This window comes from Pseudomonas sp. R3-41 (assembly GCF_054161485.1).
In genome coordinates this window covers 226,261-242,192 of sequence record NZ_CP096421.1, presented here as the reverse complement: position 1 = coordinate 242,192, position 15,932 = coordinate 226,261, and the positions used below count along the sequence as shown (strand labels likewise).

General features: G+C 59.7%; 11 protein-coding genes. 8 read left to right on the top strand and 3 right to left on the bottom strand.

The annotated features are described in order from the left end of the window. The first annotated feature begins 133 nt into the window (after positions 1–133). The 8 genes from M1D99_RS01015 (at position 134) to M1D99_RS00980 (ending at position 10,472) form a co-directional block, all read left to right on the top strand. Entirely contained in the window at positions 134–2,065 is a 1,932-nt protein-coding gene (locus tag M1D99_RS01015) for a type VI secretion system Vgr family protein (protein ID WP_458131290.1), read from the top strand. Between the two features lie 18 nt (positions 2,066–2,083). Continuing rightward, a complete protein-coding gene (locus M1D99_RS01010; protein ID WP_109752757.1) occupies positions 2,084–2,518 on the top strand; it encodes a DcrB-related protein in 435 nt (144 codons plus the stop codon). A 431-nt stretch (positions 2,519–2,949) separates the two neighbouring features. After that, positions 2,950–7,338, top strand: coding sequence for an RHS repeat-associated core domain-containing protein (locus M1D99_RS01005; protein WP_458131289.1), 4,389 nt, complete (start codon positions 2,950–2,952; stop codon positions 7,336–7,338). A 14-nt stretch (positions 7,339–7,352) separates the two neighbouring features. Next, positions 7,353–7,787, top strand: coding sequence for a tetratricopeptide repeat protein (locus tag M1D99_RS01000; protein ID WP_027912816.1), 435 nt, complete (start codon positions 7,353–7,355; stop codon positions 7,785–7,787). Positions 7,788–7,908: 121 nt separating this feature from the next. Then, positions 7,909–8,526, top strand: coding sequence for a hypothetical protein (locus M1D99_RS00995; RefSeq protein WP_434573536.1), 618 nt, complete (start codon positions 7,909–7,911; stop codon positions 8,524–8,526). Between the two features lie 87 nt (positions 8,527–8,613). Then, positions 8,614–9,087, top strand: a complete 474-nt coding sequence (locus M1D99_RS00990; protein ID WP_434573534.1) for an SMI1/KNR4 family protein — start codon at positions 8,614–8,616, stop codon at positions 9,085–9,087. Positions 9,088–9,194: 107 nt separating this feature from the next. Further along, positions 9,195–9,782 carry a hypothetical protein gene (locus M1D99_RS00985; RefSeq protein ID WP_186729954.1) on the top strand — a complete coding sequence of 196 codons (588 nt, stop codon included), beginning with the start codon at positions 9,195–9,197 and terminating at the stop codon, positions 9,780–9,782. A 9-nt stretch (positions 9,783–9,791) separates the two neighbouring features. Beyond that, positions 9,792–10,472 (top strand): hypothetical protein, encoded by a 681-nt coding sequence (locus tag M1D99_RS00980; RefSeq protein WP_346343471.1) that lies wholly within the window; start codon positions 9,792–9,794, stop codon positions 10,470–10,472. 334 nt (positions 10,473–10,806) lie between these two features. Here M1D99_RS00980 and M1D99_RS00975 read toward each other — a convergent pair whose 3' ends face one another. The 3 genes from M1D99_RS00975 to tssM are packed head-to-tail and all read right to left on the bottom strand — an operon-like array spanning position 10,807 to position 15,928. After that, a complete protein-coding gene (locus M1D99_RS00975; protein WP_458131288.1) occupies positions 10,807–11,739 on the bottom strand; it encodes a serine/threonine-protein kinase in 933 nt (310 codons plus the stop codon). Continuing rightward, the gene (locus M1D99_RS00970) at positions 11,736–12,461 is read right to left on the bottom strand and encodes a PP2C family protein-serine/threonine phosphatase (RefSeq protein ID WP_458131287.1); all 726 of its coding nucleotides are present in this window, start codon (positions 12,459–12,461) and stop codon (positions 11,736–11,738) included. The genes M1D99_RS00975 and M1D99_RS00970 overlap by 4 nt, the downstream gene beginning before the upstream one ends. After that, the gene (tssM, locus tag M1D99_RS00965) at positions 12,461–15,928 is read right to left on the bottom strand and encodes a type VI secretion system membrane subunit TssM (RefSeq protein WP_458131286.1); all 3,468 of its coding nucleotides are present in this window, start codon (positions 15,926–15,928) and stop codon (positions 12,461–12,463) included. Before tssM ends, M1D99_RS00970 begins: the two co-directional genes overlap by 1 nt. Positions 15,929–15,932: the final 4 nt, after the last annotated feature.

Here is a 15,932-nt window from a genome sequence, read left to right as displayed (position 1 = left end):
CGCCTCGTAGGAGCTGCCGAAGGCTGCGATCTTTTGATCTTTCGCTTTAGACTCAAGGGTCTGGGCAAAGATCGCAGCCTCGCGTTGCTCGACAGCTCCTACAAGGATGCAAGGCATCAACAAGGGATAATTGATGTTATTCAACCAAGCCTCACGCCTGGCCAAGATTACCAGCCCCCTCGGACCTGAGGTGCTGCTGCTCAAAGACATGGGCGGCGGCGAAGAGCTGGGGCGGCTGTTCAACTACGAGTTGCAGTTGCATTCGCTGGACAACGCCATCGACCTCAACCAACTGCTCGGCAAGCCCATGTGCGTGAGCCTGCAGCTCGACGGTGGTGGCGAACGCTACTTCCATGGCATCGTCGCCCGTTGCAGCCAGAACGTCGACCAGGGCCAGTTCGCCAGCTACCAGGCCACCTTGCGCCCGTGGCTGTGGCTGCTGAGCCGCACTTCCGATTGCCGGATTTTCCAGAACCTCACCATCCCGCAGATCATCAAGCAGGTGTTCCGCGACCTGGGTTTTTCCGATTTCGAAGACGCCTTGAGCCACCCCTATCGGGAGTGGGAGTACTGCGTGCAGTATCGCGAGACCAGTTTTGATTTCGTCAGCCGGCTGATGGAGCAGGAAGGGATCTACTATTTCTTCCGTCACGAGCAGGGCCGACATGTACTTGTGTTGGCGGATGCTTACGGCGCCCACACCACGGCACCCGGCTACGGTTCGGTGCCCTACTACCCTAAGAATGAGCAACAGCGCGAGCGCGATCATATTCATGATTGGCACTTGGCCCAGGAAGTCCAACCGGGCTCGCTGGAGCTCAATGACTACGACTTCCAACGCCCCAGCGCGCGCATCGACGTGCGCTCGGCCATGCCCCGTCCGCACACCGCCGGCGATTATCCGCTCTACGACTATCCCGGCACCTATGTACAAAGCGAGGACGGCGAACACTACGCCCGCACCCGCATCGAGGCCTTGCAGACCCTGCACGAGCAAGTCGAACTGGCGGGCAATGCCCGAGGCCTGGGCTCGGGGCATCTGTTCAGCCTCACCGGTTTCAGCCGCCAGGACCAGAACCGCGAATACCTGATCGTCGGCGCTCGCTATTACCTCTCCCAGGAAAGCGGCGAGACCGGTGGCGGCGCGCCAACCGCGCAGTTCGAAAGCAGCCTGACCTGCATCGATGCCCAGCAGAGTTATCGCCCGCTGGCGATTACTCACCGGCCCATCGTCAAGGGCCCGCAAACCGCGTTGGTGGTCGGTCCCAAGGGCGAGGAAATCTGGACCGATCAGTTCGGCCGGGTGAAGGTGCATTTCTATTGGGACCGTCACGACCAGTCCAACGAGAACAGCTCGTGCTGGATCCGTGTGTCGCAATCCTGGGCCGGGAAAAACTGGGGCTCGATGCAAATCCCGCGCATCGGCCAGGAGGTGATCGTGAGCTTTCTCGAGGGCGATCCAGACCGCCCGATCATCACCGGCCGCGTCTACAACGCCGAACAGACCGTGCCCTACGACCTGCCAGATAACGCGACTCAGAGCGGCATGAAAAGCCGTTCGAGCAAGGGCGGCACGCCGGCGAACTTCAATGAAATCCGCATGGAAGACAAGAAAGGCGCCGAGCAGTTGTACATCCATGCCGAGCGCAACCAGGACATCGTGGTCGAGGTGGATGAAAGCCATTCGGTGGGCCACGACCGCAACAAAAGCATCGGCCACAACGAAACGGTGACCATCGGCAACAACCGCCTGCGCATCGTCAAGCAGGAAGACATCCTCTCGGTGGGCCAGCGCAAGACCGACAGCATCAGCCAGAGCTACGTCATCGAGGTGGGTGAAAACCTGCGCCTGGTGTGCGGTGAAAGCATCCTGGAGCTCAACGCCAGCGGCCAGATCAACCTGACCGGCGTGCAGATCAGCTTTTACGCCAGCGGCGACGCCGAGTTCAACACCGGCGGCGTGCTGCACCTGAACAACGGCGGCGGCCCCGGTGCCACGCCCGAGGGCCAAGGCGTCAAGGGCAGCATCGACGCCAACATCAGCGCCGCGTTCCCCAAGGGCTAACTTCGAGATTCAAGCGCCATGACTTACCGCCTCAACGAATTCCAGCTCCAACTGCCGCCAAGCGAGTTGCTGGACGCGACGATCAATATCCTCAAGTTTCCTGAACTGGGTACTTCCCTGATCGTCAGCCGCAGCTTGCTGGCCGAAGGCGAGACCCTGCAAAGCAACCTCGACGACCAACTCAAGCGCCTGGAAAAACAGGTCCAGCAACTGCGCTGCCAGCCGGGCGCCACCGTGCGCGTGGGCGCCAACCAGGAAGTCGAAGCCATCGAATTGCGCAGCCAGTTCAACAAAGGCAATGAAAAGGTTTTCCAGTATCAGCTCGCACTGGTACTGCCCGGCACCCGCAAGATGCTGGCCCTGAGTTACGTGAAAGCCGAGAAACTGGGCGATGCCGAAGCGGCGCATTGGGCGACGATCAAGGGTTCGCTGGTGTTCGATACCCCGGCCTGACGACCATCCCTGTGGGAGCGAGCCTGCTCGCGATTGCGATGGGTCAGCTATATGGGTGCCGGATGTACCGACGCCTTCGCGAGCAAGCCCACTCCCACAGGGGATTAGCGGCGGCCAGGGAATTCGAACTCACCCCGGATCAAATGTGGGAGCGGGCTTGCTCGCGAAAGCAGTGGGTCAGACGCTGATGAGGTTGACTGATCGGGCCCCATCGCGAGCAGGCTCGCTCCCACAGGGGGATTGACGGTGGTTGGGAAGTTGAAGATGGAACAAAAGCACCCGCTCTGTAATCGTCTCAAACCAAAGCGGATCAAGCGCCAGAAATGGCATCAATCAGCATGACGTCACCCACAAGGACACCGGCGCAATGGAAGGCATCAAATTGCTTGAACACACACTCCACAGCCACCCTGTCCACCTGAGCGACTTGCATGTCTGACGCGCTCTGGGCCGCCCGCCTGGGCGATGCACTCAGCCATACCTCGATGATGGCCGACATCCTCGGCGGCGTCCTGGAAGTGGCGGCGAACATCGCGATCACCGCCCTGGCGACCGCCGCCGTGGTCGCGGCCACGGGCATCACCGTGGTCACCGGCGGCCTGGGCTGCTTCGTCCTGGGCCTGGTGGTGGGCACCATTGTCGGCCTGGCCATGAGCAAGACCGGGGCCGACAAAGGCCTGAGCAATATATGCGAGGGCATCGGCAACGCCCTCTTTCCGCCCACGGTGCAGGCCAACATCCTCACCGGCTCCAAAGATACCTTTACCAACAACATCCCCTCGGCCCGCGCCGCCGGCGCTGTTGTGTCCCACGTCGCGCCGGCCGGCACCGAACTGGACATGCCCGAGCCGGAAGAAGAAGCCGAAGCCAGTTACCTGGACATGGCCGGGGAATTCTTTTCGCAGATGTGGCGCCCCACCGTCGCCTCGCCGGCCCCCGGTACGGAGACCCGGCCAGAAGACCTGGTGATCTGCACCAAGCACCCACCGATGCCACCGCAGTTCATGGCCGAAGGCTCGGAAAAGGTCACCATCAACGGCCAGCCCGCCGTGCGCAGTGGCGACCGCAGCACCTGCGATGCGACGGTGGTGTCGGCCGGGCTGATCTCGCCCAACGTGACCATCGGCGGCGGTTCGGTGGTGGTACGCGAGATTCGCAGCGGCAAGACCCCGGGCGTCGGCCTGGCAGTCACCGCGCTGCTGATGCTCAAGGGCGGCAAGGGCAAGTTCTTCAGCAAACTGCCGTGCATGCTGGTGGGCGGCGCGGTGTCCATGGCCGCCAGCAGCGCGGCGAACGCAGCGGCCAATGCGGCCATGGGTTCGTCGAACCCGGTGCATGCCGCCACCGGGGCCAAAGTGCTGGGCGGTGACGAGGAGCTGGATTTCGTCTTGCCCGGCATCCTGCCCATCGACTGGCAACGCGTGTACAACAGCCGCGACGAACGCCGGGATACCTTGTTCGGCGCCGGCTGGAGCGTGGCCTACGAAGTCCAAGTAGAGATCCTGCCCCACCCCGACGGCGGCGAAACCCTGGTCTACACCGACGAACAAGGCCGGCCCATCGACATGGGCTCCATTCCCTTGGGCGGCGCGGTGTTCAGCGCCGGCGAAGGCCTGGCCGTGCGCCGCCATGTGGATGGGCCATTGCTGATCGAAAGCGAAGACGGCCTGTACCGTCTGTTCGAACCTTCGCCCGCCAACCCTTCGCACCTGCGCCTGAGCCAACTGGGTGACCGCAACGACAACCGCATCCACCTCGACTACGACGAGGCCGGACGCCTGGTGCGGCTGCGCGACACCTTCGACCTGGTGCAAGTCGAGCTGATTCGCGAAGGCGAACGCGTCACCCACATCGAGCGCCTCTACCCCGACCAATCCCGCGAAGTGCTGGTCAGCTACGCCTACGACGCGGCGAACACCCTCGCCGAAGTGCGCGATGCCACCGGCCAGGTCCAACGGCGCTTCCGCTACGACGCCGGGCAAAGGATGGTCGAGCACCAGTTGCCCAGCGGCCTGCACTGCTCCTACGAATGGGCCCTGATCGACGACCAGGAATGGCGCGTGGTCCGGCACTGGACCGACGAAGGCGACGCCTACCAATTCGACTATGACCTTGCCGCTGGCATCACCCATATCATCGACAGCCTGCAACGGGTCAGCATTCGGCACTGGAACAGCCAGCACCAGATCACCCGGTTCAGCGACAACCTCGGCCAGACGTGGTTGTTCGAGTGGAACGATGAGCGCCAGATGCTCAGTGCTACCGATCCGCAGGGCGGTCAGTATCAATTCAACTACGACGACGCCGGCAACCTGATCAGCGAAACCGACCCGTTGGGCCGCAGCGAATCTACCCTATGGCTCGAACATTGGGCCCTGCCGCTGGCGGACACCAACGCCGCCGGCCACAGCTGGAAATACCGCTACGATCAGCGCGGCAACTGCACAGCGGAAACCGACCCGCTGGGCCACATCACCCGCTACCGCTACGACGCCCACGGCCAGGTCGTGGAAATCATCGACGCCACCGGCAAAAGCAAAAAGCTGCGCTGGAACCCGTTCGGCCAACTGGTGGAACACGTCGATTGCTCGGGTTACCCGACGCGCTTCAGCTACGACGCGCGCGGTTACCTGCACACCATCACCGACGCCCTCGGCGAACGCACCCAATTCAGCTACGACGCCCAAGGCCGGCTGCTCGGCAGCCAATTGCCGGACGGCCGCACCGAGCATTACCAGCGCGACACCGCCGGCCAACTCATCAGCTACACCGACCCGGCCGGGCATACCACGCTCTACCAGCACAACCGCCGCGGTCAGGTCCGCCAACGCACCGACGCCCAGGGCCGGCAGGTGCAGTTCGCCTACGACAGCTTCGGCCGGCTGCAAGCGCTGACCAACGAGAATGGCGAGAGCTACCGGTTTGCCTGGGATATCGGCGATCGGTTGATCGAACAACACGACCTGGATGGCAGCGCCAAGCGCTACGACTACGACCGCCTCGACAACGTCGCGGCAGTAACGGCGATGCCTGCGCCATACGGCACGGGCCTGGCGATTATTACCGAAGCACCGCCGGCGCCCATCGTCCATCGCCTGGAACGCGACGCCGTGGGCCGGTTGATCGCTAAAGTCACCGACGATGGCCGCACTGAATACAGTTACGACCCGCTGGACCAACTCACCGCCGTCACCTTCACCGACCTGCAGGGCAACGCGCAAACCCTGAGCTTCGCCTACGACGCCCTCGGCCAGTTGCTCGCCGAAAACAGCGCCGGCGGCAGCCTGCAACACCACTACGACGAACTCGGCAACCTGATCCAGACCCAACTGCCCGATGGCCGCTGGGTCAACCGCCTGTACTACGGCAGTGGTCATCTGCACCAGATCAATCTCGACGGCCAGGTCATCAGCGACTTCGAACGCGACCGCCTGCACCGCGAAGTGCTGCGCACCCAAGGGCAGATCAGCACCCGCAGCGAATACGACCGCAGCGGCCGCCTGCGCACGCGACAACGCCGCCACAGTAGCCAACCCTCGCTGTTGCCGGCGGCGGTGCAAAAACACTTCGAGTACGACCCCGCCGATAACCTCATCGGCAAACTCGACCAGCAACCCGCCGCGCAACAGCGCCAGCTCCTGCACTACGACGCCACCGGCCGCATCATCGCCAGCCAGGACAGCCTGCACGGCCAGCGCGAAACATTCACCTACGACGCCGCCGCCAACCTGCTGGACGGCCCGGCCCCCGGCGCCGGATTGGTGGTGCACAACAAACTGCTGACCTACCAGGACAAGCGCTACCGCTACGACGCCTTTGGCCGGATGATCGAAAAACGCAGCGCCAAACGTGGCGTGCAGCACTTCGCCTACGACGCCGAAAGCCGCTTGATTGAAGTGCGCAACGACAACGGCAGCGTGGTGAAAATGGCCTACGACCCGCTGGGCCGGCGCATCGCCAAGGCCGAGCACGACAACAATGGTTACCCGCTGGGGGAAACCCGCTTCACCTGGGACGGCATGCGTCTGTTGCAGGAACACCGCCACCAGCAAACCAGCCTGTACCTCTACGAAGACGACGGCTACGAACCCCTGGCCCGCGTCGACGGCAGCGGCCCGCTGCAAAAGATCCGCTACTACCACAACGACCTCAACGGCCTGCCGGAACAACTCACCGAAGCCGACGGACACAACGTTTGGCTGGCGACGTATCGGGTGTGGGGCAACACGCTGGAAGAGGTGCGCGAGCCGTATTACATCGAAGAGCAGAATTTGCGGTTCCAGGGGCAGTACCTGGACCGGGAAACCGGGCTGCATTTCAATACGTTCAGGTTTTATGATCCGGATGTGGGGCGGTTTACTACGCCGGATCCGATTGGGTTGAACGGTGGTCTGAATTTTTACGCCTACAGTCCCAACCCCTTTGGATGGATCGATCCATTGGGTCTATCTTGTCGCCTGAACTCTGTAGGCAGAACCCCTGGGAAGAGCAGCCGTACCGGCAAAGCGGTGATCGCGCGGATGAGAGCCGAAGGTAAAATAATCGGCACCGGGAAAAACATGAGATTCCAGAGCACCGACAAGAAATGGTATTCCATTAAAGACGCCGACATGGCTCATAAAACGGATGCCGTTAAATACTGGAACTCCAAAGGCGGTTTCCATGGGGCTAAAACCAAAGAAGTGAGGGGATGGATGCGCGACCCTGACAATTATGAGCTGGAATATTATTCCCATAACCGCTCCAAAGGCGCGCTCCTGACGGATCGATATAGGGACCCCGGCGATTTTATTGGCCCCGCAGAAAAGCCCATTTACTAGTAAAGGAACGTCATATGAAAGACTTGGCAGATGAAAGCCCGACGCTGGCAGACGAAGTAATGCGCATCATGGCGTCGGGTAATGAACTCGATGAGCAAAACAAAAAAAATGAAGCTCAAGCCCTGTACCAAAAAGCTTGGGAATTGCTTCCTGAACCGAAGCTGGAATGGACACCTTTGTCAGCCTGGGTCACAGGTTCTTTTTTCAACCTGCATTTTGACAATGGGGATTTCGAGGCTGCTAAAGACTGGGCACAAAAGACCTTGGATGGCCGGGAATCGGATATCGATACAGGGCCGCTGATTAACCTGGGAATGGTCTATTTTGAGCTGGGAGACCACGCGCAGGCTTATAGGTACTTTGATGACGCCTACAGCTTCGGCAAAGCTCGAGCCTTTCAAGAAAGACCCAAAAAATATCTGAAGTTTTACTTGGAAAAAAAGGCCTGACCAAAGCATGGCTCTAGAGCCCTCGGTTTCTAGCCCGGACAAGCTTTGACATTTATATGCCGATCGAGCCAACGGATGAGCATGAAGTGATTGCCCCACGAGACTCGCTCAGGTCTACGTCATGAGTGTGGAAATTCGCAAGCACCTAGAAGCGGAGTTACTGGCGGCGCTGAAGCAAACAACGTCACCCCACTTGGACCTGAAGGCCAGCAAAAACAAACTTGACCTGCTCGCTGCCAAGGAAAAGCTTGGGGAAATCTACGTTCAACACTTGACCAAGGCCGACGGCTATTACGCGGGGTTGGAGATCTATACCTGCGAGGCTTTCAGCTTCTGCAAAGAGCAATCCCCGCCCTACGAAAGCCGGCTGTTGAACGCATCGTTTTTGTCGAAGAGTTCCTTGTCGGAGGAAGCAAAGCAATTCGGTGACGAGCTGGGCGGCATCATCAGAACCCCGTCCTCTCAAGCCATCAGCGCAACCGTCAAAAAAATAAGCGAACGGCTCGAAAAATTTTTCCTGCCCAAGGCAGAGCACAGCGTTCTTGGCTCGCCCGCATTAATCGATGACGTGTTGGCCGAGCCGGATAACTATGCGTTTCCATTCCTGACGATTGTCTTTGCAGCGCACAAAAACAATCTGAGCCTGGATTCGGATGTGCTCAAGAAAGCCCTGGCTACTAAATCGATATTTGGGAATAAGCAGTTCGACTTGGCGTTAGCGAAAAACCTACTTGAGTGAAAATGCTTAATAGCTATAGGAGAAGTCGAGCGGAATGTTGGCAGAGCCTCTTCAGCAACGCATCCCTACCCATACTCGGAGATCGCTGTGCTTGAAAACGCATTCTCAGGTGGCGAAGCAGCCCTTACGCCAGCGGACCTGGATTATCTGGAGTCCGTCATCGGCAAGAAGCTACCGGCTCCCTTTCGAAACCATTACCTCAAGTACAACGGCGGCATGCCGGAACGAGCTTATTGGGTCAGCGAAGACTTTTTCGATCCCATCGAAGTGGCTACCTTCAAGTCGATCGCTCATGGTGAATCCACGGTGTTGTCCACCTACCAGTTGATGCTGAAGAAACAGGTACTTCCTGCACACCTCTTACCTTTCGCAAATGACTGGGGTGGCAACTTCTTTTGCCTGAACCTTGATACCGAAGCCGTTAGCTATTTCACGACTGATAGCTTCGATAGCGACCTCAGCCCTGAAGAGAATCAGGCTCAATCCGAAAAGCTGGTCTGCTCGAATTTCCTCCGCTTCGTTCAAGGGCTGATCGATGAGGAAGATTTGGACGAGGAATAAACCAGCGAACGCCACAGGGTTTGATCTGAAACGCCAGCAAAGGTCGAGGAGCACGGGCGGGCCGGTGCTCGTGAGCATCATCAATATATTCGGAATGGAGTGAACCCATGGCCAAGCGCATCACCTTGAAGGAAGGCGATCTAGTCAGCCTCAAACTGCGAGACGATTTATACACCTTGGGTCAAATGACCAAGCATTCAGTCATGCGTTTTTACGACGTGAAAAGCGAGGACGGCACCTGGCCCGACCTCGTACTGGATAACAGCATGATTTTATTCAGCGGCTTCGTAGGAAAAGTGGTTACCCAACGGCTGGCGGTGGAAAAACTAACCTGCACAACCTCCTTGACCCTGTCAGACCATGAACGTTATTGGCTCAGGCCACACGTCAACTTTGAAGGTGGTTTCCCGTTTCGTGGCGCCGACCTGATCGATATCGGCACAGATTGCGCTGCCGATTACAGCTTGGTGCCCGCACTGAAAGAAGATCTGAAGCTTTCGAAAAACCGCGACGTCATTGAGAAATACGAGCTCACCAATATGTGGGGAGATGAAGACTTGAGCGACAGGTTGTGCCGCTATTTCGATACTGGCGTTAACCGCGACGATCTGAAGTTCGAAGTCTTCCCAGGGCTTTGGACGGACCGTGAGAGCCTAAGGCCGTTAACCCGCCGCTTACCTGTGCCGCTTAGATAGACCGGCGGCGTGAGCGTCAAAATCATGATCTTAAAAGAAATTTACCTATACCCCGACCTGGGCGAATTCAGCGACGACATTATTCATCCGTTTCGCGACCAAAGCCGATCGATCTGCAATTTTCTTGAGCGCCACCTGAGTGCAGAGAAATTCGAAACGCCCAACTTCAAGAAAATCTGCTTTGTCGGCACCCGCCAAACCGTCAACGAGCCCTATGTAAACTCCAGCGGCGCGCTCATCGTCAATGTCAGCCTGGATACCGAACAGTATAAAAAATGCACATCGGTCAACGAGCTCAATGAGTTCTTTATACAACGGTTGCTGGAAGGCCTGGAAACATGCCGCCCGCACATAGCCTTGCCGCTTGATCTGCTGAAAAACGCAATGGATGAGTTCCGCCGCAACCACTATAAAAACGAGTGGACCTTCAAGCAGAAAAAAATAAAAGGGTCGGACTATGTCTGCGCCCTGGAGTGCCAGTTAACCATCGACTGCTTCCTCATGAACCTCAAGGTCTTGAGGAAAGACACACCGGTACTCGACAAAGAAATCCTGCGAACCGCGCCCGACGAAATAGCGTTCGGTCCGTACCTCAAAGACCTGAAGGAGGAAGGCGGCAGAATAAAAGTCATCGACAAGTCGGGCGTGGCCTTCTACACCACAACGGTGTCTAGCCTGGACAAGCTTTGACAGCCATCCAAGGAGCGACGTGCCGTTGGCCGACGAGCGCTGCAGCGCATCGATCACGGCCCCCATTACAAACGGGTGAAATGCCGATGCGCGAACGCCACAGGATTTGATCCGAAACGCAAATCCCGTGGCGAGGGAGCTTGCTCCCGCTGGGTGGCGAAGCCGCCCCAAAACAGGCCGGCGCATTCCTACAGACACACCGCATCAGCCGGTTTACGACGGCTGCGCCGCCGAGCGGGAGCAAGCTCCCTCGCCACGGGGACCGAGTGTCTTTTAAGACCTGGTGCGTACCGTGCTGCCGCCTTCGCGAGCAAGCTCGCACACAGGGAGAATGTCACCACCAGGACGACACTCCACCCAAGGCATCACGCAATCGAGCCGAACTAATACGACGCTGCCCTGGATCAAACGCCAACGCCATTCGCAGCGCCGGCCAGCAATGCCTGGGCAGGTTGCGCGGTGCCTTGAGTGAACGATCCAGCCGGGCATCGCGAGCCTGAGTGGCGGGTAAGCGCCGGAACGGGTGTTTGCCGCTCGCCAGTTCATACAACACGCAAGCCACGCCATAGACATCGGCACTCGCTGATAGGGGCGCACCTTCAAGCAGTTCAGGCGCCGCGTAACCTGGGGTCCAAGCGTTGAGGCGTTCACGGTTGAGGTTCGGCAGGTGCTGCGAAGGACCCTCCTCGGCCAGGCCCAAGCCGAAATCGAACAGGCGCAGGCCTTCTTCACTCAATAGGATGTTGCTGGGCTTCATATCGCCGTGCAGTACACCACGTCCATGGGCATACGCCAGGGCATCGAGCAGCGGCACGGCGATCGCCTTCAGTTCGGGCCAAGGCAGCCCCAGGGGGCGTTCGCACAGCAATTGGTCCAGGGTCAGCCCGCGCATCAACTCCATGGTGATGAAAGCCCGCCGTTGGGCGGCATCCACTTCGAAGGTGTAGGGACGCAAGATATTTGGGTGGTGCAATCGCCGCATCAGGGCGAACTCGCTGTAGAGCAGCGCACTCGCATCGGCTGATTCGTCGAATGCTCCACTGAGCAATTTCAACGCAAGGTACGGATCGGGGTCGGCATATTGTTCATGCAATAAATCCCGCGCGCGGTAAACAACACCCATGCCGCCCGCCCCCAGCAAGCGTTCGAGGCGATAGCGTCCCGCGAGTAGGTCCGGCGCTTCGCTGAGGCAACGCTGACCGGATGCCACAGCGGACACCGGGTTGGCAAAGGCGAAATACGTAGGATGGCCACCCTCTTCATTCACGCTCGGATCACTACGGCGGTCAGGTTATCCCGCGCCGGGCCACGCAAGACGACATCGAAAAGCTGCTCCAGGACCTTACATGGCGAAGTCAGGCTCAAGGCGTTGCCAAGGGCCAGTGCGCCAAAGCCCTGATACAGACCGTCGCTGCACAGCAGGAACGTATCGCCCGGGTGAACATCCAGTTCCAACACCTCCAACTTCAGTTCTGGCGCGGCGCCCACTGCGCGGGTCAACGCTTTGGCCGCAGGGTGAGCACCGGCCTCATCGCGGCTGATGTGTTGCGTGTCCATCAGTTGCTGTTGCAATGAGTGATCCTTGGTCAATTGGTACAACCGTCGGCCGCGCCACAGATAACAACGGCTATCGCCCGCCCAAATGCACACGCCGCGGTTCCCTTGCAGCAGCAGCACCACCACCGTGCTGCCAGTAATGCCGGGATGATCTTCGGTGACGGTAAGCTCCTGGCTCAGCCGCCGATTGGTCCAGCGCAGGCATTGACGCACCGCTTTGGAACGTTGATCCAAGTCCCGGCAGACTGGCAGTTCCGTCAGGTTGGCCACGATCAACTGGCTGGCGATGTCACCGCCCGAGTGGCCGCCCATACCGTCAGCGACAGCCCACATTCCCCATTGTGAGCTGTCGAGAAAGGCATCCTCATTACGTGCCCGGGTCTTGCCGGGATGCGTACGCGCGGCGCTGCGCCAGGGGCCTGATGGCGGCATCAAAGCTGCGCCGGCAGACGGAATGTACGCAGCACGCTCATGTCGAAAGGGTTCGGTGTGCGCTGGCTCGTCAGCAAATAATTGGCACGCAGGCCACCCAAGTCCGCCTTCAACACGCGTACATCGCGCCCGGTCAGGTATTCGCTCTGCATCAGGTCGAACAAACGAAACAGTGACCACGGCCCGGTATTTTTTTCTATGCCGATGCCGCGTCCGACCATTTTGTCCAACACCAAGGCTGTTCGACCATCCTGCGCGTCACTTGGCCAGGTAAACGCCATCGGCAGGATCGGACCGTGGCGGTATTCAAGCGTCTGGTCGCCAAAGCGGAATTCAGCACGGCTCACCGCTGGATCCAACGTGTACGGTTCAAGCTTGAACTGCACTCGCGGTTCGTTCGGGTTGTCGGCGAAAAAGCTCCGGCGGATGGTCTGCGCGGTCGCCATCTGATCCAGGTAGAGCCGGGACATCGGCAAGCTCTGGCCGTCGATGCTGCGCAGGCGATAGTTTCCTTCGGGGCCGCTGATGAAGGGCTGCATGTAGTGGTTGAAGAATCGATCGACGATGCCCTGGTCCTTGAAAAATACCCGGAAGTCGTTGAGCGCAACGTCGCTGGCACTGTGGGCGCTGAACGGGTACCGCTTGTTGATCGCCTTGCCATAAAAGCTGTACAGCTCGCTCTGATACCGCTGGTTCAGGTAACGATAAGCGTCGTTGAGGACCAAACGCCAACTGTCCTCGGCCAGTACGTTGAACCACCCATTGACCGGTCGCGGCAGGCGAGCAGAGGCACTGCGCAGCTTGCTCAACCCATCGCGCTGGCCATCCATGCGGTGCCTGGCCAGTTCGAACGCGGCTTGTTCCGGCGCACTGGCCCGGGCCAGGCTCGCCAATTGCACTTGCACCTCATCGAGGGCACGCAAGGCCTGGACCAGATCAGCCGTGGGCCCACCCTCCTCATCCAATAGGCGATGCAGCGGTTCGAAACGCCGTCGCAAGGATTTTTGCGCAGTGTCCGGCAGATGTTCGGTCAGGGACGCAGCGGCTTTCCCCGCCACGGCGGCAAGTTTCTTATCGGCTGCTCCTTGCTTCCCCGCCGCTGGCGGCAGGTCGTCGAATGCCTCGGCAACAGTCTGGAAGCGGGTGTTTTCGCGCACCTGTACCAGCAGCCGCAAAATCGGCGAATGAGCCGAGGTCAGGCCCGCAAGTTGCTCGGCGCCCTCGCCCGCATTGCTGATGGCCTGGAGGGCGACCTGGCCGACCGCCTCGCTCCAGTGGTCGGCATAATCACGAAAATACAGCTGCTCCAGCTCGACCATCAGGCGCCGCATGTCCATAGCACTAAGACTCTCACTCTCTCCCAGCACCCAGTTGTCCCGCAGCAGTTCGGTGACGAGGGTCGCACCTCGAACCGAGAAGTAGCGTTCATAACCTTGTCGGGTATAGATACCGGGAATCTCATGGTCAGTGCCGACCAGCAGCGCCCCTTGTGACCCCAGGTGTGGGTTGAGTCGATATGGCGGCAGATGACTGGCCTGTTCATGCAGCATCCTGTACACGACGGCAGCCAAGGACTCACGGCGAAGGGCCTCCCGGGCCTGGGTCACCAGTGGCTCGTTGAGCACTTGAATGAAGGGCAGCTCCAACAGGCGCGCAAAGTGAGCATTCAAACGCTCTTGCAGCGCCGTGTTGCCGGGGTAACGAAGCGATCCGTCTTTGGCCACCCGATTCTTGAGCCAGGCGACATCGCGACGCTCCTTCAAGCCCAGCATCAAGTACGCGCGCAGGCTATCGAGCAGTTGCCCGCGATCATCCCGGTTGTTGCGGACATGTTCCTCCAACCTCTGCGCGATCTTTGGCAGCAGTTGCGCCTGCAATTCGCGCTCGTATGCGTCGGTCACCGCTGCCTTGGTCGCTTCACCCTGATACAGGCCGACACGCTCATACAACGGCACCGCATTGTAGGGTGGGAAAACCCGAGTGGCCTCGAAGCGGATATCCAATGATTCGAGCGTCGCAGTCCAATCATCAGTGCTCGCTGGGGTCGATTGTTGCCGATCCCAGCGCTGCGCCAGCGTACGCAGGCTGTCCAAGCGCTCGTGATTGGTTGAAAAACCGCTCGCCCACAACAGCCCGCACAGGCCAACGACCGTCAGCGCTCCCAGGTACAACGCCCGCTGTCCCCAATGGATACGACGGCGTTCGCGCTGAACGAGGTCGCTCAGATCAGCTTCCGGAAAAATCACCCGACTGAGCAGGTGATGAATGAACCGCGAGCGCCGACCAGTAAGGCTGGCACCCACGCCCGCGTTGCCAGGTTCGGAGGTCGGGGCCGCCGAGCGGTCCGGCGACGATGCGCAGGTCAGATAGAAACCACGCAGCGTCCCGACATTGCCGCTGAATGCCTGCTCGGCCAGAAGGCTCAGGCTGGTGCCGAGTTGTCCAAGTTGGTGGGGGAAATCAAGCATGCGGCTACGGCGCAACGTATCGCGCTCCTGATGCATGCGCATGATCATTTGGCTGTTGAGCCGATGCAGCAGTGCCTCGAACTCAGCACGTAACACGGTGATGTCACTGCCGTGCGCGTCCCGGCTGAAACTCGCGCCCAGTACCTGGTCGTTTTCCTCGCGAGTCAGTGAATCAAAGAACTCGTTAAAACCGGGCACGCTGTCCGCTTTGCTCAGGATCAGGTAAATCGGGACATCGATGCGCAGTCGCCGTTGCAGTTCCTGCAGGCGACCACGAACCTGGCGGGCCAGTGTAGTGACTTCATCCTCGCTGCCCAGCAACAGGACCTCGGACGGCACGGTCACCAGCACACCGCCCAACGGGCGACTGCGGCGACGCTTGCGCAACAGTTCGAGCAATACAGTCCAGCCGCTGCCGTCGAGCTCGCTGTCCGGCTGGGTCAGGTAGCGTCCGGCGGTATCGACCAGCACGGCGGGCTCGGCAAAATACCAATCGCAATGCCGAGTACCGGATCCGTTGTTGACGGCGCTTCGCGTTAGCCTATCGAACGAAAAATCCAGACCCGAGCACTCCAGCAGATGGGTTTTACCGCTGCCAGGCGGGCCTATCAGCAGATACCAGGGCAGATCGCCGTGGCCGGAATAAAGGTTCGAGGACCTTAACGTGGTTAAGGCCTGCTTGAAGCGCGAGCGCACTTCGCGCCGCTCATCATCAATCCTGGCCTGATGCAGGGTTCGAGCCTGATCGGGGGCGTTTTGTTGGGAATTCGCGCTTGAACCGGCTCGCCCGTTGACGAAAACCATGCCAAGGCCCCAGCCCAGCGCAAGCACGGTGACAGTCAGCAGTCGCGCCGTCGGGCTCGCCCAGAACTTGTAGTCATTGACGGCCAGAAGTGGCCCGGCGAACCACACCAACAGCGCGACACCAAGCACCAGCAGCAGCGTCCAAACCCAGGTCTGGCGCACCCAGGCACTGATTTTCCTGAAAAGCGATTTCATGACA